The 18,969-nt window shown below is 55.9% G+C and carries 14 protein-coding genes; 7 read left to right on the plus strand and 7 right to left on the minus strand.

What is annotated here, in order from left to right:
- Position 1: 1 nt before the first annotated feature.
- Together zwf and gap are read right to left on the minus strand one after the other, a co-directional pair.
- Entirely contained in the window at positions 2-1,507 is a 1,506-nt protein-coding gene (gene zwf, locus ELY38_RS13460; protein WP_127062787.1) for a glucose-6-phosphate dehydrogenase, read from the minus strand.
- 784 nt (positions 1,508-2,291) lie between these two features.
- Positions 2,292-3,296 (minus strand): type I glyceraldehyde-3-phosphate dehydrogenase, encoded by a 1,005-nt coding sequence (gap, locus tag ELY38_RS13465; RefSeq protein WP_127062788.1) that lies wholly within the window; start codon positions 3,294-3,296, stop codon positions 2,292-2,294.
- A gap of 257 nt (positions 3,297-3,553) precedes the next feature.
- Here gap and pyk point away from each other — a divergent pair, with 257 nt between their 5' ends.
- Together pyk and ELY38_RS13475 are read left to right on the plus strand one after the other, a co-directional pair.
- Entirely contained in the window at positions 3,554-5,032 is a 1,479-nt protein-coding gene (gene pyk, locus ELY38_RS13470; RefSeq protein WP_127062789.1) for a pyruvate kinase, read from the plus strand.
- Positions 5,033-5,035: 3 nt separating this feature from the next.
- Positions 5,036-5,509 (plus strand): methylglyoxal synthase, encoded by a 474-nt coding sequence (locus ELY38_RS13475; RefSeq protein ID WP_127062790.1) that lies wholly within the window; start codon positions 5,036-5,038, stop codon positions 5,507-5,509.
- Positions 5,510-5,546: 37 nt separating this feature from the next.
- Here the strand turns inward: ELY38_RS13475 and cra are convergent, their stop codons facing one another.
- Positions 5,547-6,524, minus strand: a complete 978-nt coding sequence (gene cra, locus ELY38_RS13480) for a catabolite repressor/activator (RefSeq protein ID WP_127062791.1) — start codon at positions 6,522-6,524, stop codon at positions 5,547-5,549.
- Positions 6,525-6,737: 213 nt separating this feature from the next.
- Here cra and ptsP point away from each other — a divergent pair, with 213 nt between their 5' ends.
- The 4 genes from ptsP to pgi all read left to right on the plus strand — a co-directional run bounded on the left by ptsP (position 6,738) and on the right by pgi (position 14,312).
- The gene (gene ptsP / locus ELY38_RS13485; RefSeq protein ID WP_127062792.1) at positions 6,738-9,635 is read left to right on the plus strand and encodes a phosphoenolpyruvate--protein phosphotransferase; all 2,898 of its coding nucleotides are present in this window, start codon (positions 6,738-6,740) and stop codon (positions 9,633-9,635) included.
- A complete protein-coding gene (gene pfkB / locus ELY38_RS13490; RefSeq protein WP_127062793.1) occupies positions 9,635-10,600 on the plus strand; it encodes a 1-phosphofructokinase in 966 nt (321 codons plus the stop codon). Before ptsP ends, pfkB begins: the two co-directional genes overlap by 1 nt.
- The gene (locus tag ELY38_RS13495) at positions 10,600-12,336 is read left to right on the plus strand and encodes a PTS fructose-like transporter subunit IIB (RefSeq protein ID WP_127062794.1); all 1,737 of its coding nucleotides are present in this window, start codon (positions 10,600-10,602) and stop codon (positions 12,334-12,336) included. The genes pfkB and ELY38_RS13495 overlap by 1 nt, the downstream gene beginning before the upstream one ends.
- A 314-nt stretch (positions 12,337-12,650) precedes the next feature.
- Positions 12,651-14,312 (plus strand): glucose-6-phosphate isomerase, encoded by a 1,662-nt coding sequence (gene pgi / locus ELY38_RS13500; protein WP_127062795.1) that lies wholly within the window; start codon positions 12,651-12,653, stop codon positions 14,310-14,312.
- Between the two features lie 107 nt (positions 14,313-14,419).
- Here pgi and ELY38_RS13505 read toward each other — a convergent pair whose 3' ends face one another.
- From ELY38_RS13505 to ELY38_RS13515, 3 genes are all read right to left on the minus strand, one after another.
- Positions 14,420-14,854: a GNAT family N-acetyltransferase gene (locus ELY38_RS13505; RefSeq protein WP_127062796.1), complete on the minus strand. Its 435-nt coding sequence runs from the start codon at positions 14,852-14,854 to the stop codon at positions 14,420-14,422.
- 55 nt (positions 14,855-14,909) lie between these two features.
- A complete protein-coding gene (locus tag ELY38_RS13510; protein ID WP_246009144.1) occupies positions 14,910-15,518 on the minus strand; it encodes a cysteine hydrolase family protein in 609 nt (202 codons plus the stop codon).
- Positions 15,519-15,878: 360 nt separating this feature from the next.
- The gene (locus ELY38_RS13515) at positions 15,879-17,318 is read right to left on the minus strand and encodes an alkaline phosphatase (RefSeq protein WP_127062797.1); all 1,440 of its coding nucleotides are present in this window, start codon (positions 17,316-17,318) and stop codon (positions 15,879-15,881) included.
- Between the two features lie 229 nt (positions 17,319-17,547).
- On the opposite strand from ELY38_RS13515, the gene ELY38_RS13520 reads away from it, so the two are divergent.
- On the plus strand, positions 17,548-18,633 hold the full coding sequence (locus tag ELY38_RS13520; protein WP_127062798.1) for a PA0069 family radical SAM protein: 1,086 nt from the start codon (positions 17,548-17,550) through the stop codon (positions 18,631-18,633).
- Positions 18,634-18,732: 99 nt separating this feature from the next.
- Here the strand turns inward: ELY38_RS13520 and ELY38_RS13525 are convergent, their stop codons facing one another.
- Positions 18,733-18,963, minus strand: a complete 231-nt coding sequence (locus tag ELY38_RS13525) for a hypothetical protein (protein ID WP_127062799.1) — start codon at positions 18,961-18,963, stop codon at positions 18,733-18,735.
- Positions 18,964-18,969: the final 6 nt, after the last annotated feature.

Consider the following 18,969-nt stretch of genomic DNA (forward strand, 5'->3'; position numbering starts at 1 on the left):
ATCAGTAATCCTCGTACCAGCTGCGGCCGTCCTGGGTAATCATGGCAATGGAAGCCACCGGCCCCCAGGAGCCTGCCGGGTAGCGCCGTGGCGGCGTTTCTCGTTCCTGCCAGCCTTCAATCAGCTGATCACACCAGCGCCAGGCGTGCTCGACCTCATCGCGGCGCACAAACAGGTACTGTTGGCCTTTCATGACTTCCAGCAGCAGCCGCTCGTAGGCATCGGGAATTCGCGATTTAGGGAAGGCGCTGTTGAAATCCAGGTGAAGTGGGCCGGGGCGCAGGCGCATGCCTTTATCCAGACCGCTATCTTTGGTGAGTACCTGAAGGGCAATCCCCTCTTCCGGCTGCAGGCGGATAATCAGCTTGTTGGAGGCAATGCCACGCTGGTCCGGATCAAAGATATAATGCGGCTGCTGGCGAAAGTGAATAACGATTTGCGAAAGCTTTTCCGGCATGCGCTTGCCGGTACGCAGGTAGAACGGCACTCCGGCCCAGCGCCAGTTGGCCACTTCGGTCTTCATCGCTACGAAGGTTTCTGTCTGGCTCTGGGTATTGGCGTCCTCCTCCTCCAGATAACCTGGCACGGACTGACCATCGCTGGTACCGGCAATATACTGGCCGCGCACCACGTCACGGCCCAGCGCTTCCCCTGTAAAGGGTTTGAGCGCCTTGAGTACCTTGACCTTTTCATCACGGATGGCATCGGCATCCAGGTTGGAAGGCGGGTCCATGGCAATCAGGCAAAGTAGCTGCAAAAGATGATTCTGAACCATGTCACGCAGCTGACCCGCCTCATCGAAATAGCCCCAACGGCCTTCAATGCCAACCTTTTCAGCAACGGTAATTTCTACGTGAGAAATATGGTTCTGATTCCACTGGGTACCAAACAGCGGATTGGCAAAGCGCAGTGCAATCAGGTTTTGAACTGTTTCCTTACCTAGATAGTGATCGATCCGGTATACCCGCGACTCAGGAAAAACGGCGCCAATCGCGTCGTTAATCTGCTCGGAGGACTTGAGGTCATAGCCAATGGGCTTTTCAACTACGACGCGCGTATCGTCATCTAGACTGCCGCTGGCATGAAGGTTGTGGCAGATATCACCATAAATGCGCGCGCCAACCGAAAGATAGACCACCATGGGGCGCTCGGCGCCTTCGCGCCATTGGCGAATGGCGTCATACCCTTCGGCGGTCGTAAAATCGAGCTGACGATAGTCCAGGCGCTCAAGAAAACGCTCGAAACCCGCTTCGTCTACCTCGCTGCTTTTTAGCCGCTTGCGCAGCGCCTCGCTGACCATTTGCCGAAAGGTCGCCACATCGTGCTCCTGGCGCGCCAGTCCCAGAATACGCGTGCTTTCCGGCATCAAGCCTTCGCGGTCAAGATGGTATAAAGCAGGAAATAGCTTGCGCATGGCAAGGTCGCCCAATGCTCCAAACAGCGCCAAATCAATGGCATGATCACGTCCACCTAACGGGGCGCCTGGAGAGGCATATGACTTGCTCATCTCTGCTCCTATGTATCGCCAAGCCGGTTTGGTAGTTAGATTACCTAAAATCTACCTAAAAAGCGGCCTAAAACGCAATATTAAATGTAATTTTACTACAAAAACAATCATGGATAAGCGCGAAAGCCTTTTTACCCAGTATTTGTGCTCACTCTACGTTTTGGCCAGCCCTCCGACCACCCCTTCTCGATGAATTTGCCTTTTCAGGCTGGCGCCAGTGTTTCAGACAATGGCGATGAGCTTGACCATCAGAGGTTTCGCTTGATGGCCAGTACTTTAACGCAGTCAAAGAGTCATAGCTGAGCATATTAGGGAATGATGTCTATTCATAACCAGCAAGCGCCGCATACGTGAGGTGAAATGCCTAATGCAGGTCGGTGTGAGCCTCTCTTATAGCTTGTTATCTGTAATGAAGAGTGGCCCAAGCAACCTATAGCGGGAACGTCGCTAAAGGTAGCGAGCATAGCGCCCACGTTTAGGATTGACGCTTTAAATACTTGCTAAATTTCCACGTCCTACCAATAAACTCGATGGGCCCGTTAGGCAAGCCGGTTGCCGAACCGGTTTCTTCTTCAAACGTCAGTTTAAGCAGCTGATTGTCTTGAGAATACTTGAAGCTTATACGCGGCCGTCCAAAGAATTTAGTCAGCCTGATAGGTCACGACGGAGGTCGTCCCCCTCACGGACAGCATCGAAAGGCGCGTCCAGCGCTACTCCGCCTTTAAAAAAAAGCCGCGGATTGCTCCGCAGCCTTTTACTTAAACATTTTCAGTGGGTTTGATACTTAGTTGGCGACGGCCTGCATGGCAAGCGCAGTATCCAGCATCCGGTTGGAGAAGCCCCACTCGTTGTCGTACCACGCCATCACTTTGACCAAGCGCCCGTTTACACGCGTGTGGTTAGCATCAAATGTCGATGAATGCGCATCATGGTTGAAATCGATAGACACCAGCGGCTGAGCATTCACCGCCAGGACTTTCGAGTTGGCGGCGGCTTTTTCGACGATCTGATTGATCTCTTCCTTGCTAGTGTCACGGCTTGCGGTAAAGGTTAGGTCCACCAACGACACGTTAATTACCGGCACACGCACCGCTAACCCATCCAGTTTGCCTTCCAGCTCAGGCAGTACCAGCCCAACTGCAGCAGCGGCCCCGGTTTTGGTCGGGATCATGGAGTGCGTCGCGCTACGCGCGCGGTACGGATCAGAGTGGTAAACGTCTGAAAGATTCTGATCATTGGTGTAGGCATGCACCGTCGTCATCAAACCGTTTTCAATACCCACCGTATCGTTTAATGCTTTGGCCACTGGCGCCAGGCAATTGGTCGTACAGGAAGCGTTGGATACCACCTTGTGTTCGGCGGTCAGCACACTGTCATTAACTCCGTAGACAATCGTCGCGTCAGCATCAGGACTAGGCGCTGAGATCAGCACCCTTTTGGCGCCCGCTTCCAGATGCTTGGCGGCGGCCTCGCGCTTGGTAAATAGGCCCGTACATTCCATAACCAAATCAATATTCATGGAGGCCCAGGGAAGCTTGGCGGGGTCGCGCTCTGACGAGATAGCGATGCGATCGCCATCGACACTGATGCTTTCCGCATCGTGCTCTACAGTAAAGGGGAAATGCCCATGAACGGTATCGTGGCGCAATAGATGTGAATTTAACGATGGGTCGCCAAGATCATTAATCGCCACCACCTGGATCTGCTCGCGGTAACGATTTTCATAAAGAGCTCGAAGTACGTTACGACCGATCCGGCCAAACCCGTTAATAGCAACTCTGATAGTCATACTGGCACCTCACGCCCGATAGTGAATGGCTTCACTTCAGTAAAAAAATTACCAAAAAGACACTTTTATGTGCCCTGACAAGCTTATAAATGGCTTAAACCGGTTTCATAGTAGCTATTTAATAACTTATATGTAGTAAAATTACTATATTATAACTAAGGTCGTCTATATCTTCATCATGACAATTACATCAACATTCTGATCCCTGACAATGCTGGTTTTTACGGTTTATTAGTAATATTTAAGGAGAACCTGCCATGAATTCATCAACCTCACCTCTGCCGCTTCGTCGTACCAAAATTGTTGCTACCTTAGGCCCTGCCAGCGACCGCCCAGGCGTGCTCGAAGCGATGATCAAAGCGGGGGTCGACGTGGTTCGCCTTAACTTTTCTCACGGATCGCCTGATGACCACCGCCGCCGCTTGCAAGACGTTCGCGATATTGCGCAGCGCTTAGGCAAATGTGTTGCCGCTTTAGGCGATTTACAGGGTCCCAAAATCCGCATCGCTCGCTTTGCCGAAGGCCCTGTTCATTTAGAAGCGGGGCAGCCGTTTATTCTGGATATGGCGCTCGACACCTATGCTGGCAATAGCGAACGCGTAGGCTGCGACTACCCGGCACTGATTGATGATGTTTCTCCTGGCGACCGCTTGCTGCTGGATGATGGCCGCGTGGTATTGGATGTGACGTCCATTGTTGGCCAGGAGATCCACACCCATGTGCATGTGGGCGGCAAACTCTCCAATAACAAGGGCATCAATAAGCAAGGCGGCGGCCTTTCCGCTCCGGCCTTGACCGACAAGGACCGAGCCGATTTAAAAACTGCCGTGGAAATCGGTGTGGATTATCTGGCGGTTTCCTTTCCGCGCTCGGCGGCCGATATGCAGGAAGCACGCACATTACTTGGCGAAGAAGGTAAGGAAATTGGCTTGGTTGCCAAGCTGGAACGTGCCGAAGCGGTCGCGGATGACGAAACGCTGGATGGCATTATCATCGCATCAGAAGCAGTGATGGTGGCCCGCGGCGACCTGGGCGTAGAGATAGGCGATGAAGCACTGATCGGTACCCAAAAGCGCATCATCAAGCATGCCCGTACGCTTAACCGCGCGGTAATTACCGCCACGCAGATGATGGAATCGATGATCGAATCACCGCTGCCGACCCGCGCCGAGGTGTTCGATGTAGCCAACGCCGTGCTGGATGCCACCGACGCCGTCATGCTTTCGGCAGAAACCGCCGCCGGTGAGTTTCCGGTAGAAACCGTTGAAGCCATGGACCGGGTTTGTCTGGGTGCCGAGCGTGAGCGGTTGGCACAGTCGTCCGGCCACCGCATGCATGAAGGCTTTGAGCGTATTGATGAAACCATCGCCCTTTCGGCTATGTATGCCGCCAACCACTTAACCGGTGTCAGCGCGATTGCCTGCATGACCTCCACCGGCTATACGCCACTTATCGCCTCGCGCATTCGTTCGGGCTTACCCATTGTCGGCCTGGCCCATAGTCCCGTTGCTCAGCGCCGCATGGCACTTTATCGCGGCGTGGTCTCGCTCCCCTTCGATACTACGCAGATGGAGCCCACCGAGGTAAACCAGGAAGCGCTAAAATTGCTTAAGGCCTATGGATTGGCACGCCCTGGCGGACATATCATTCTTACTCGCGGCGACCATATGAATGCCCATGGCGGCACGAATACCATGAAAATCATCGCCATCGAGCAGGAAGAATCCGGAGAGTAATGAATGAATAATGCCCGACCGCCTCGCCAGGCGCTACGTACCCTACCCGCCCAAAAGCGCATTGCGCTTATCGCCCATGATGGCAAGAAAGAGGAGCTTTTGGAGTGGGCCGAACGCTGGCAGGAAACGCTGCGCCAGCACCAGCTAACAGGTACGGGCACCACGGCTGCGCGTCTGACCAACCAGCTGGGCTTGACGGTTGAAGGGCTGATGAGCGGGCCGCTTGGAGGCGACCAGCAAATTGGCGCGCGCATTGCGGAGCAGAAACTTGATGTACTGGTATTCTTCTGGGACCCCTTCGCCCCGCAACCCCACGACCCGGACGTCAAAGCGCTCTTGCGTCTTGCAGCACTCTGGAACGTGCCGGTCGCCTGCAACGCCGCTAGCGCTGACTTTCTGCTCTCTTCCCCCTATCTCAGCGAAAGTTATGCCATGTCAATCCCGGATGCCAATGCCTGGGCCAGCGCAAGAACCTAGCTTGGCCTTCAGACATGTGATGGAACACCAGCGTTTATTAACGCTGGCGTAGATGACGTTTGACCACTTGCTGCCCAACGTGACGTTCGCCGCGGGCAGCCTCTAGAGCGCTGCAGAGCGTCAGCTCGGCGATTCTGTCGTAATCCTGAAACGCAGAGTTTACCGGCTGGGGTAAAAAGTCCAGCAGGGGATGGTCACCAAAGGTCGCAAGCTTAATGCGGCTTGAAAGCCCACCACGCGCCAAAAATGTATCGAAAACGCCTTCCATCAAGGTATATGACGCTGTTACCAAGGCATCCACCGGCTTGGCTTCATCAAGCAACTGGCGGGCTAGGCGTACAGCTTCCTCCCGCTCGTAACGAGCGCCGCTTAAATAAACGGGTTCGATATTGCGCGCCTGTAACGCTGCCTGAAACCCGGCCCGGCGCTCACGGCTAATGGAAAGCCCGGGCATGGCATCCATCCAGGCTACCCGGCGGACTCCTTCAAACAATACCGAACGCGTTAGCTGCTCGGCAGCGCCGCGGTCGTCGCTCACCACGCTGACAAAGCGCTGACTATCCAGCCCCCTGTCCATCCCGACTACGGCCCAGCCATCGTTTATCAACTCTGCATAAAAGGGGTCGCTGTCAGCTAGGCAGCTGGCGGTAATCAACGCTTCGCAGCGCTGAGCACGTAGTGCCAGCGCCAGGGCGCGCTCGCTTTGTGCGCAATCGTCGGAGCTTACAATCAGCAACCGATAGCCCTGCTCGCGCGCCCCACGCTCCAGGCGCTTGGCCAGGCGTGCATAGCTGATATTTTCCAGGTCAGGGACAATCAACCCCAATAAGCGACTTGACCCACGGCGCAGTGCCGCGGCCTGGGGGTTGATCTGGTATTGGTGCTGACGTACAACCGTCATTACCTTTTCGATGGTGGCTAAACTGATCCGCCGCTGCTCCGCCTGCCCGTTGATAACATAACTTGCTGTGGTGCGTGAAACGCCAGCCAGCCGGGCAATATCGGCAAGTGTCATGGTTTTTTCCCCTAATTAAGCCAGCGCAGTGTACCAGCGCCTTGACTCCACCCCTACCAACGTCTAAAAACACACCCCTTGTGCCTTTAGGTGAATCGTTTCAGCATTATCACCATAAACTACGGGCATCGTTCAATCCCGAAAGCTCGGCGCTTGATTATCTATTTATGTTACTGCCGGGCCACAGCGGGCTCGTCTTTACAGGAGAATTGCATGCTCACACTGGGCCCAAATGACATCTTGCTAGGCCGCCAGGCGGATAGCTGGCAAGCGGCGCTGGATGATGCCGCTCGGGTGCTGGCTGACGCGGGGCTGGTCGAACCCGGTTATCGTGACGGCTTGCATGCCCGCGAGGCGCAGTCGTCTACCTATCTGGGCAATGCCATTGCCATTCCCCATGGCACGCCGGAAAGCCGCCAGCATGTTATACATACCGGCGTGCGGGTGCTGCAGTTTCCTGAAGGCGTTGACTGGCACGATGGTCAACGCGTTTACGTGCTGGTGACTATTGCGGCGCAAAACGACGAGCATCTGGATATTCTGCGCGCGCTCACTCACGTGCTCGACCGAGACGGCGTGGCTAAAGCGCTGGCGGCGGCAAGCTCGGCTGATGAGGTTGCCCGCCTGCTCTCCAAATCCATTCCCACGCCTAAGCTTGATAGCGACACCCTGTGCCTGCAGTTTCCCGCCCAGAGCGTACAGGAGCTGGCCCTGGCTGCCGCTGCCCGCCTGCGCCAAAGCGGCTGCGTGGATAACCGCTTTATTGCCGATATCGCCGAAAAACCGCCGGTATGGCTGGGCAATGGCTTCTGGCTTGCCAGTAGCGCCAGCGGGGTCGACCAGCCTGCGCTGGGCGTTGCTACTCCGGTCGATCCTCATCTGACAGAAAACGGTCATGCGCTGCATGGCCTGTTTTGTCTTGCCGCTCAAGGCAACTACCACCGCCCGCTGCTGGAGCAGCTTCAGGCCGTACTCGAAAACACCGACAGCCAGACGTTACAGGAAGCTTCTGCCTCTCAGGTGCTGGCCCAGTTGGCGGGTGAAACCGCCAATACGCACACGCTGCGCGTACGTGTACTAAACCCCCATGGCTTGCACGCCCGCCCGGCCAAGCAGTTGGTACAGGTAGCTCGCGCCCAGGCGGCACCGGTGAATGTGCGCCTGGAAGAAGGTAGCCCGACGAGCGTTTCAGCGGCAAGCCTGACCAAGGTGATTGGCCTGGGCGCGCGGCGCGGCCAATGGCTGGTACTTTCCGCCGAAGGCAGCGAAGCCCCGCAGGCGCTTGCGGAAATAGCCAGTGCCATTGAAAGCGGCCTTGGCGAGAAGGTGACGCCCTTTGACAGTGGCCGCGAACGCTTAGCACCCCAGCACACCCACCAGGAACCCGCCATTGAGCCGCTGGCGGCGGACACACCCCATACGGCCATCGCGGCCTCCCCAGGCCTGGCGATTGGGCCGGTATTTGTGATTCGTCCTCAGCATTTTGATTATCCCGAGCATGCCGACAACCCGGACCGCGAGCTGACCCGGCTGCATAATGCTGTTCAGGAAGGCATTGCCCAGCTGGAAGCCCTGGTTCGTAACGCCGCCGGCGGTGAAGTCGCCGATATTCTCTCCATGCACGAAGAAATGCTGGACGACCCCGAGCTTCACCGCGCTGCCGAAGACGCCATTCGGGAAGGCCGCTCGGCTGAAGCCGCCTGGTGGGATGCAATTGAAACCGCCGCCCACGCCCAGGAAATGCTGGCTGACCGTCTGCTCGCAGAGCGCGCCGCCGACCTTCGCGATGTAGGCCGGCGGGTGCTGAGCATTCTGTGCGACATTCAACTGCCCGAGCCGCCCGACCACCCCTACATCCTGGTGATGGACGATATCGGCCCCTCTGACGTTGCCCGCCTGGATACCTCACGGGTACGCGGCCTGCTGACCGAGCGCGGCGGCGCTACGGCGCATAGCGCCATTCTGGCCCGTGCGCTGGGCATCCCGGCAGTGGTGGGCGCAGGCAAGGCGGTAATGGCATTGACCAATGCCAGCATGATGATTCTCGACGGTGAACGGGGCCGGGTAATTCCCTCGCCTTCAGAGGAGCGCTTACGCCGCGCCGAGCAGAACCTGCTTGATCTGCGAGAGCGCGAAGCCGATGCCTGGGAGCGGCGCTTTGAAACCGCCCAGACCCGCGACGGCCACCGCGTTGAAGTCGCAGCTAACCTGGGTAACACTGCCCACGCGGAAGACGCCGTGGGACGTGGCGCTGAAGGCGTCGGCCTGCTGCGCACCGAGTTCCTGTTTATGGCGCATTCAAGCGCGCCAGACCTTGCCACGCAAACCACCGAGTATCGTCAGGCGATAGATGCCCTAAACGGGCGCCCACTGGTGGCACGTACACTGGATGTCGGCGGCGACAAGCCACTGCCCTACTGGCCCGTACCCCAAGAGGACAACCCGTTCCTGGGCCTGCGCGGCATTCGCCTGGCCCTGACCGAGCCCGAGGTACTCGAAACCCAGCTGCGCGCCTTACTGATGGCGGCAGCCCCTGTAGTGGGTTCTGAAGATACGCCGCGGCCGCTGCGTATCATGCTGCCCATGGTCAAGGACGTTGCCGAGTTCCGCGCTGCCAAGGCAATCTTTGATCGGCTGCTTGCCGAAATCCCCGTAAGTGAGCGGGCAAGCGATGTGCAGTTGGGCGTGATGATTGAAATCCCCTCCAGCGCCCTGCTGGCACCAACGCTTGCCGCCGAGGTGGATTTCTTCTCGGTTGGTACCAACGATCTCACCCAGTATACCCTGGCGATTGACCGCGGCCACCCGGAGCTATCCGCCCAGGCGGATGGTCTTCACCCGGCGGTATTACGCCTGATTCAGATGACCGTTGACGCCGCCCACGCCCAGGGTAAATGGGTAGGCGTGTGTGGAGAGCTGGCCTCTGATACTGCGGCTATCCCGGTGCTGGTGGGCCTGGGGGTCGACGAGCTTTCCGTCAGCGCACGTCAAATCCCGCTGGTGAAGGCCCGCCTGCGTGAGTTCGACCTGACCGAGGCTCAGGCAAGCGCTCAATTGGCCTTAAGTCAGGCTACCAGCGACGACGTGCGCGATGCGCTGGAGGCACGCTAATGGCTCGTGTGATATGCATCACTTTGAACCCCGCCCTGGATCTGGCATTCGAGCTTGAAGAGCTGGCCTTAGGAACGGTTAACCGCCCCAAACACGCCCAGCTTGAAGCCGCCGGCAAAGGCGTTAACGTCGCGCGCGTGCTGGCCGCACTCGGCCATGATGTCGTAGTAAGTGGCTTTTTGGGACGTGATAACGATGGTCCCTTCCAGCTCGCGTTTAAGCACATGGGCGTGACGGATGCGTTTGTCCGCGTGTCAGGGGAAACGCGCATCAATGCCAAACTGGCCGAAAAAAGCGGCCGGGTGACGGACATCAACGGCCCAGGCATTGGAGTGGATACCGCGCAAGTGGCCAGCCTGCTCGACACCATTGAACAGCAGCTAAACGATGCACCGGCAGACGCCATTCTGGTGGCTGGTAGCCTGCCGCCTGGATTAAGCCTGCCAGCATTTAGTGAGCTTCTCACTCACCTGAAAGCCACCGGCGTGCCGCTTTGGGTCGATACCAGCGGTGAGGCCTTGCTGCGCGCCATTGAGATAGCTCCCGAAGCAGTCAAACCCAACGAACTCGAGCTCGCCGACTGGGCCGGTAGCACACTTGAGAGTCACGACAGCCGGGTTAACGCCACCACACGGCTTTATCAGGCAGGTATCAAACAGGCATTACTTTCCGCCGGGGCCGAGGGCGTCATCTGGGTTAACACATGCGGAGCCTGGCAGGCAACTCCTCCCAGCGTTCAGGCAGTCAACACCGTGGGCGCTGGCGACACCTTTGTCGCGGGCATGCTGCATGGTTTGCTTAGCCAACAGGATAAAGAAGAAACCTTGCGCTTTGCCACGGCACTCTCCGCCGAATCCGTCCGTCATGTTGGCGTGGGCACGACCCAAGCCGACGACTTCTCCTTACTCTTACAACGTACTCGGGTACAGCACCTGCACGCAAGCCACACCGAGGGAACCCTTTGATGAACGTTATTCTGATTACCGCCTGCCCCAGCGGCATGGCCACGACCTTCCTTGCTGCCAAACGCTTGGAGCAGGCGGCAAAACGCCAGGGCTGGAAGGTTCATGTGGAGATGCACGGTGAATTGGCCCCGGTCGAGGCCGCCAACGCCGAACAGATCGCACATGCTGATTTAATTGTGGTTGCCGCGGACCAGGTGCCTGCGCCAGAGCGCTTCACCGGCAAGCGCTTGTATCAGGCTTCTATTGCCCAGGCGCTCCCCGACCCCGAAGCATTTCTAGCTACCGCCAAACGTGAAGCGCCCTTATATACACCGCCAAAAATTGCCCCGGTGAGCACTACGACTGCCAAAGATGGGCAGCGCATCGTCGCAGTAACTGCCTGCCCCACCGGTGTTGCCCACACCTTTATGGCCGCCGAAGCGCTAGCCGAAGCAGGCAAGGCGCTAGGCCATTCGATCCGTGTGGAAACACAAGGATCGGTGGGCGCACAGGACAAGCTGACTGACGACGAGATTGCCGCCGCTGATGTAGTAATTCTGGCCTGCGATATTGAAGTTGATCCTACTCGCTTTGCGGGCAAGCGCGTTTACCGTACCTCGACCGGCACCGCGCTGAAAAAATCCCAGGCAACGATTGAGAACGCCTTGGCCCAGGCCATGCTGGAAAGCGCTGGAGCTTCCAACGCTTCCTCAAATGAAGGTAAAGGCCTGAAAGAAAAGGGCGTGTATAAGCACCTGCTCACCGGCGTGTCGTTCATGCTGCCCATGGTCGTGGCGGGCGGCCTGCTGATTGCCCTTTCGTTCATGTTCGGTATTGAAGCTTTCGAGCAGGAAGGCACGCTGGCCGCGGCGCTTATGCAGATTGGCGGCGGCACGGCCTTCGCGCTCATGATCCCGGTGCTGGCGGGCTATATCGCCTATTCAATTGCCGACCGACCCGGCATCGCTCCCGGCATGATTGGCGGCATGCTGGCGGCTAACATTGGCTCCGGGTTTATTGGCGGCATTTTAGCGGGCTTTCTGGCCGGTTACGTTGCGCTGGCGATTACCCGCCATGTGAAGCTGCCTTCAAGCGTTGAGTCGCTCAAGCCTATTCTGATCATCCCGTTGGTCGCCAGTCTCGTCACCGGTTTGATCATGATTTACGTGGTGGGTGAGCCGGTTGCGGCGCTGTTGAGCGCACTGACCAGCTTCCTGGCCTCCATGGATTCAACCAACGCTGTGCTGCTGGGCATTCTGCTGGGCGCGATGATGTGCTTCGACCTGGGTGGGCCGATCAACAAGGCCGCCTACACCTTTGGCGTGGGCCTGCTGGCTTCAGAAACCTACGGCCCCATGGCGGCTATCATGGCGGCAGGCATGGTGCCAGCCATCGGCATGGGTATTGCAAGCTTTGTAGCACGCTACAAGTACTCCGAACCCGAGCGCGAAGCTGGCAAGGCTTCTTTCGTGCTAGGTCTGTGTTTTATCAGTGAAGGCGCCATTCCGTTTGCCGCCAAGGATCCGCTGCGGGTCATTCCTTGCAGCATCGCGGGTGGAGCCATCACCGGCGCGCTCTCCATGCTGGTCGGCGCCAAGCTAATGGCGCCTCACGGCGGTATTTTTGTACTACTGATTCCCAATGCGATTACCCCCGGCCTGCTGTACCTGGGCGCGATTGTGGCGGGCTCTCTGGTGACCGGTTTAAGCTACGCAATGATCAAGCGCGGCGCGGCGCCGGTTGCGGTTACCAGCTAAACATCGTTTAGCCGTAGAAAGGCAGGCCAGCCTGCCTTTCGTCCCTCCCTCTTGTTTTATTACTTCCCGAACTTGAGTTATCTGTACCTATTCTCCCCGCCCCACTTTTTATGTAGTATTTTTACATAAATAACTCAACGGCCTAGGTTCTGTCTGAAAAGTCGGCGAGCGAAGGCAAGACAAGGCAAAATCGACGAAGAAACGGAGTTTACAGAGAGTAAATGAGTATTCTGAGTCGATTTTTAACGCCGTATTGCCGAGCGCAGACACTTTTTCAGACAGAACCTAGAGCCGAAGCAACCACGGACCGCCTTATGTTTCAGCTTACCCGCAGTGTCACCTGGCAGGCACTTGAGCGCCTGCGCGACAAAACCCATAACGACCGCATCCGTGACTACTTCACCCATGACCCGCAGCGCTTCGAGAAGATGAGCCTGCGCGTGGGCGGCCTGTTTCTGGACTACTCCAAGCACCACGTTTCCGATGAGGTGCTGGCCAAACTGATTGAGCTTGCCGATCACTCAGCCCTGGTGCAGCGCCGGGCGCAGATGTTCTCCGGCGATATTATCAACGTGACCGAAAACCGTCCGGTATTGCATACCGCCCTGCGCAACCTTGGTGATGAGCCGGTGTATGTAGACGGCGAAGACGTGATGCCGGAAATCACCCGCACCCGCGAGCAGATCAAGCAATTCTCAGAAGCGGTGCGCAGCGGCGAGTGGAAAGGCTACAGCGGCAAGCGCATCAAGGACGTGGTGAATATCGGGATTGGCGGCTCGGACTTGGGGCCCAACATGGCGGTGCGGGCACTTTTAAAGTATCGCCACCCGGAGTTGCACTTCCACTTTGTTTCCAACGTGGACGGCACGCATATTCAAAAGGTGCTTTCGCGCCTGGACCCAGCCACTACCCTGTTTATCGTTTCGACCAAGACGTTCTCCACTCAGGAAACCTTGCTGAATGCCAAGACCGCGCGCCGCTGGTTTGTAGAAAACGCCGGTGATGACGCCGATGTGGGCGCGCACTTTATTGCCGCCTCTACCAACCGCAAGGCAGCGATGGAATTCGGCATTCGAGAAGAGAACGTATTCGAGTTCTGGGCCTGGGTAGGCGGACGCTACTCTATGTGGTCGTCGATCGGCCTTCCGATTGCCCTCTCCATTGGCTTTGATGGCTTTATCGAGCTGCTGGAAGGCGCCCACGAAATGGACCGCCATTTCATCGAGGCGCCCTTTGCGCAGAACATGCCGGTGCTAATGGCGCTGATCGGTATTTGGTACATCAACTTTATCGGCGCCGAAACCCAGGCCATCGTGCCTTATGACCAGGCGCTGAATCAGTTGCCCTCCTTCCTGCAGCAGCTGGATATGGAGTCCAACGGTAAATCGGTGGATATTTTCGGCCACCCGGTCAACTACAAGACTGGCCCGATTGTATGGGGCCAAACCGGCTCCAACGGCCAACACGCGTTCTTTCAGTTGCTGCACCAAGGCACCCGCTATGTGCCTATCGATTTTATAGCCTCACTCAAACCCGAGCCGGGCGTAGAAGACCACCACTTCGCCCTACTCACCAATATGCTTGCTCAGGCCAATGCCTTTATGGAAGGCAGCCAGGGCGACGGCAAGGAACTCAGCCAGCACGACCCCTATAGCTGCCCCGGCAATCGCCCTTCTAGCACACTGCTATTGGACGAACTCACACCCCGCAACCTCGGTGCGTTGATCGCACTCTACGAGCACAAGGTATTCGTGCAGGGCGTAATCTGGAACATCAACTCGTTCGACCAGTGGGGTGTTCAGCTCGGCAAGCGCATCGCGGGCGAAATCAGCGAACGTATTGATACCAATGCGGCGGATTTTGATGCTTCCACGCAGGGGCTTTTGGAGCTGGTGCGGGCGCATTTCCCAAGTGGTAGTGCTGAAGAGAATGGCCAAGCCGAAAGCGGTAAAAAGACGGGAAAGAAGAAAAGTTAGAGAGTTTAGAAACAGAGAAAAGAGAAAAGCAAAAGCCCTGGCTGAATAAATAGCTGGGGCTTTTCGAATAAGCCAGTTGATGGTTCTGCATAGGCAACAAGTGCGGTTTAGACCGCTTCCATCCAGTAGTGCGTTGATGTCTCACCACACCTTGCAAAACCCAGACGTTCGTATAATGCAATAGCATGGCTCTGCTTTAAGACACGAAGCCGTAAAGACATACCTGCAGCTCTTGCCGCTTCCAGTTCCTGACGCACAATTTGCGCTCCAATCCCCCGCCTCTGATATTGAGGTGCAAGAAATATCTCTCGAAGCTGGAGAAATTTCCCTTCGTTTGTTACCCAAACTGCACCCACACATGTGCCGTTTAGCTGTAAGACTTCAAAACCGCCTTGGCGCCATTTTTCATCGAAGGCTGACTTTTGAAGCTTACTTTCCCAAGCGCCGAACTGGCGCTCGACCACTTTTTGGTAAGCGCTTGAATAGGCGCCCCAGATGAAATCGTAATCGCCCTCCACCGCTATCATTCTGGCAATGTGCATTGCTTTATACCGCCTAAATCGGTTGCCGGAAGCTTAAAATCTAAACATGGAGTGATTAGTACGCTGAAAATTCACCTGATTGAAGAGGATATGGTCTAAAAGCTGTTAACAGCGTCAGCGCATCATTGGTATGAATAATAGCCGCATACTCCCCTTCCAGGTTCGCCAGCGACATGGCGTGCACTTCATTCGCCGTGCGATAAGTGCCCGCGTAATCCCGCTTGGCGAAGGTAAACGTAGCATCTGCCACTACGTGTGTATCAAGGCCGAGATTACCCGCCGTACGGGCGGTGGCTTCAACGGAGTTGCTGGTACTGACACCTACGATAACCAGCTGTTTAATTCCACGAACGTTCAACCAGCGCTCTAAGCCGGAATGGGTAAACGCATCTGGCACGTTCTTTTCGACTACATGCTCATGAGATAATGGCGCAAGCGCTGGCTGAAACTCCGCGCCGGGCTGCCCCGGCCAGAACGGTGAGCCGGGTGTACGTGAGTTATGCCGTACATGTACCACCGGCCAGTCTGTATTACGCCATCCAGCAAGTAGTCGCTGGATATTGCTTTCAGCACCTGGGTTGTTGCGCTCACCGGCTGTGGGGTCATTCATCCCGCGCTGCATATCGATGATAATCAGAGCGGCGGGTTGTTTGTTCGTTGCCAACTCAACGACCTCTTTTATAAGCTTCTTCGGTCAAGCATAAACTCATCGCTTGCGCTAAATCTGGATATCATTGGTCCACCTACTACCTTCATTACACAAAATACTTTAACCGCCTATACAGCTTGCATAAACAGCGATTGCCCAGCACTAATCCATACTCAGAACAATGACGATCAGCGCGCCGTGGGTCAACAGACCGCCCCACGCCCAATGGACAATTAACGTGCCCAAATGCTGAACGAAAAGAGTTAAGTCGATCAAAAAGCTATCCAAACGTCACCAGCATTCAGATACAACATCGCCCCGTCTTAAAGAAACCGGGGCGATATGGGCAGTGCTATTTCTACTTTTAACGAAGCCTTAGTTCGTGGTATCTGCCTCAATACCCATGGCATTCATGGCGGCGCGGAAAACATCGGTATTGTCGACCCAGTACTGGTAGGCGTCGTCCACCGCATAGGTTGCCAGGCCGTCATCTCGCTCAGCAATGCTGTTGAAGAATGCGGCGCCAACACCTTGGGCATAAAGCGGTACCAGCTCACGGGTGTGGTTATCCGAGTGCCAGCGCACCAGCGGCAGCGCTCCGGCCCCCTGACTTACCACGGGGCTATAGGCGTTAGTATCTGAGTCCGCACCCTGCAGCAGGCCATTACCGTGGTCGGTCGTGACGATTATCATTGTCTCGTCCCAGCTGCTGTTCACTTCTACCCATTCCACAGCAGCTTCGACCGCTTCGTTGAAGTCGATTTGCTCTTCGATAATACGCGGCAAGTTGTTGGCGTGAGCGGCCCAATCAACGGCGCCGCCTTCCACCATCAGAAAGAAACCATCTTCGTTGTTGTTGAGCACTTCAAGGGCACCTAGTGTGAGCGTGGGTAGGCTGGGCACGCTCTCAATCAGGTTGCCTGCAGTAACGCCCGGGCGGTTGAACTGCAGCGTTTCGTTATTTTGGAAAACACCCATCACTTTATCGCTATTTAGCGTGAAACTGCCTTCTGCCAGAGACTCGAAGTCATCGCGGCTTTCAATCAGTTGGTAATCGGTTTCTCCATTAACCAGACGCTCCCAAGTGGCCTGCCCACCCACATAGCGGAAAGCACTCTCCTCGGGTGATTCGACTTCCTCACCCGCTCCATTGTAGTAAGGGTGGCCAGCACCAAACACGACGGTCGCAAGGCCGGAATCAATAATTTCCTGGCCAAGCTCTGCGTATTCGTTACGGCTTGCGTTATGACCAAGGAAAGCGGCAGGCGTGGCATGGCTGAGTTGTACAGAAGACACTACACCCAGCGCCCGACCACTCTCAACCACGTACTCACCAATATGCTTTAACGGCTCGTCGTCGTTGGACCAGTTAATCGCGCTGTTATAGGTCTTATTACCAGAGGCAAGGGCCGTACCGGCGGCAGCGCTGTCGGTAAAGTTCTCACGGGCATAGTTGTAGCCCGCAAAATACCCTTCGTAGTTGATAAGATTCCCTTCGTATCCGGTGCCTTCCACCTGTTCATCCGACCACAGCTCAGCGGGGTCAAAGGTGATTGCACCTTTATCGCTCATGGTAGGTTTTTTGGAAGTGTTAAGGGGATGTGTGGCTGTAAATACTTGCACATCGAAATCGTCATAAATCTCGTGACCCAACGCGCCATGGCGGTAGAAACTGGCCGCCCGAAACGTCTCGATACCGGCACCATCGGTGATCATCAAGATTACGTTTTTAGCCGCATCTGCCTGCGCAAATACCGGCGTCATCATGACCGATGCCAGTGCCAACGTGAGTGCATTCCGCTTAAAATTTTTCATTTTCATCCCCAAGCTAAATTTAACTAACTCCATATTTGAATTAGCTTAGCCTGCGGAAATGTCATTTTCGTGAATGCTAATAAAGCAGATTCATTTTTCCAATAAATAAACGGCAGAGTCAGCAGCCGTTTAATAGTGCTTTTGCCGACCAGTTGCTTAACCAAAGCTTGCGCACTTAAATATGCCACTTATACTGTACATATAAACATGTACAAATAGAGGCAGACATATGGCGTCTCTTGATAAACCGCCCACCCATACCACCATACATAAAGGGCGTGGGGCTACCTATGACCCACATAACCGTTTTGCGCCAACTTACAGCGTGGCTGAAGACGACGGCTGGTGGCGGGAGGAAGCTTCAACAACGCGGGCAACGGAAGTACGCGAAGAAACCAGTAAAAGTGCGCTTTCCTGGAATAATTCGCCCGACCTCCCTTTTGACCGTTCGCTGAACCCTTACCGAGGCTGCGAGCATGGCTGCGTTTACTGCTACGCTCGACCCTCTCATGCCTATTGGGATCTTTCCCCAGGGCTTGATTTTGAAACCAAGCTGATAGCTCGCAATGGTCTGGTCGAACGCTTAAGCGAAGAGTTTTGCAAGCCGGGCTACGTTTGTCGGCCTATCAACCTTTCTGGCAATACCGATTGCTACCAACCGTTGGAAGCTAAGCGCCTGTTAACGCGCCAACTGCTTGAGCTGTTATTGACATGTCGCCACCCGGTCACAATTGTCACTAAAAGTACGTTGGTGTTGCGGGATATTGACCTGTTGGCTGAAATGGCTGAACACCGCTTGGTGCGCGTGTTTGTTAGCCTGACCAGCCTGGATGCTGCCCTGAAGCGCACCCTTGAACCGCGGGCAGCATCGCCCCAGGCGCGTTTAAAAGTCATCCGTGAGCTTAATACCGTGGGCATTCCTGTGGGCACTTTGGTTAGCCCAGTTATTCCGGGGCTTACCGACCATGAAATAGAGCGCATTCTGGAAGCCGCCAGCCGTGCAGGCGCACGAACGGCGACCTGGATGTTGCTACGTTTGCCCCATGAGGTGGCACCGCTTTTTGAAGCGTGGCTTGAAGCCCACTACCCCGAGCGTGCGGCGAAAGTAATGAGCTTGATGCGCCAATGCCGGGGCGGCAAGGCTTACGACGCCCAGTTTGGTAAACGCTTTCGCGGGGAAGGAATCTTTGCCGATATGATCGCCCAACGCTTCAACCGCGCTAGCCGACAGTGGAATTTCCAGGCGCGCACCGAGCAAGGGCTGAATACTCAGGACTTTCGACCACCCAACGCTCAAGGCGACCTTTTTTATTAGCGTTTAGTAAAAGGCATCTGAGTGGTCTTCTCCTAGCGAGCAGGGAGTTCCAAACAAATGCCTAGAGGGTAATGGCTAGTAATTAGCTATGCGCAACCCCTATTTACGTCGGTCACGAAGCTCATTAAGTACCAGCGTAAAGAAGCCCCGTATTTCATCGAGCTTGGGGCGCGCTTGTTCAATCAGCGTATCAAACGGTTCCAGCTCGCGCTCTTGGGCCTCCCTCTCGGCCAGTTCATCGCGTATTTCTTCAATAAGCTCGGCTGAATCATCCAGCATGGACTTAAGCTCAGCAGTCGATGTTGAAACGATCTTGTGTGGGGTCGTCATGAGTTT

The sequence above is a fragment of the Vreelandella nanhaiensis genome, from assembly GCF_003990185.1.
GTDB lineage: Bacteria > Pseudomonadota > Gammaproteobacteria > Pseudomonadales > Halomonadaceae > Vreelandella > Vreelandella nanhaiensis.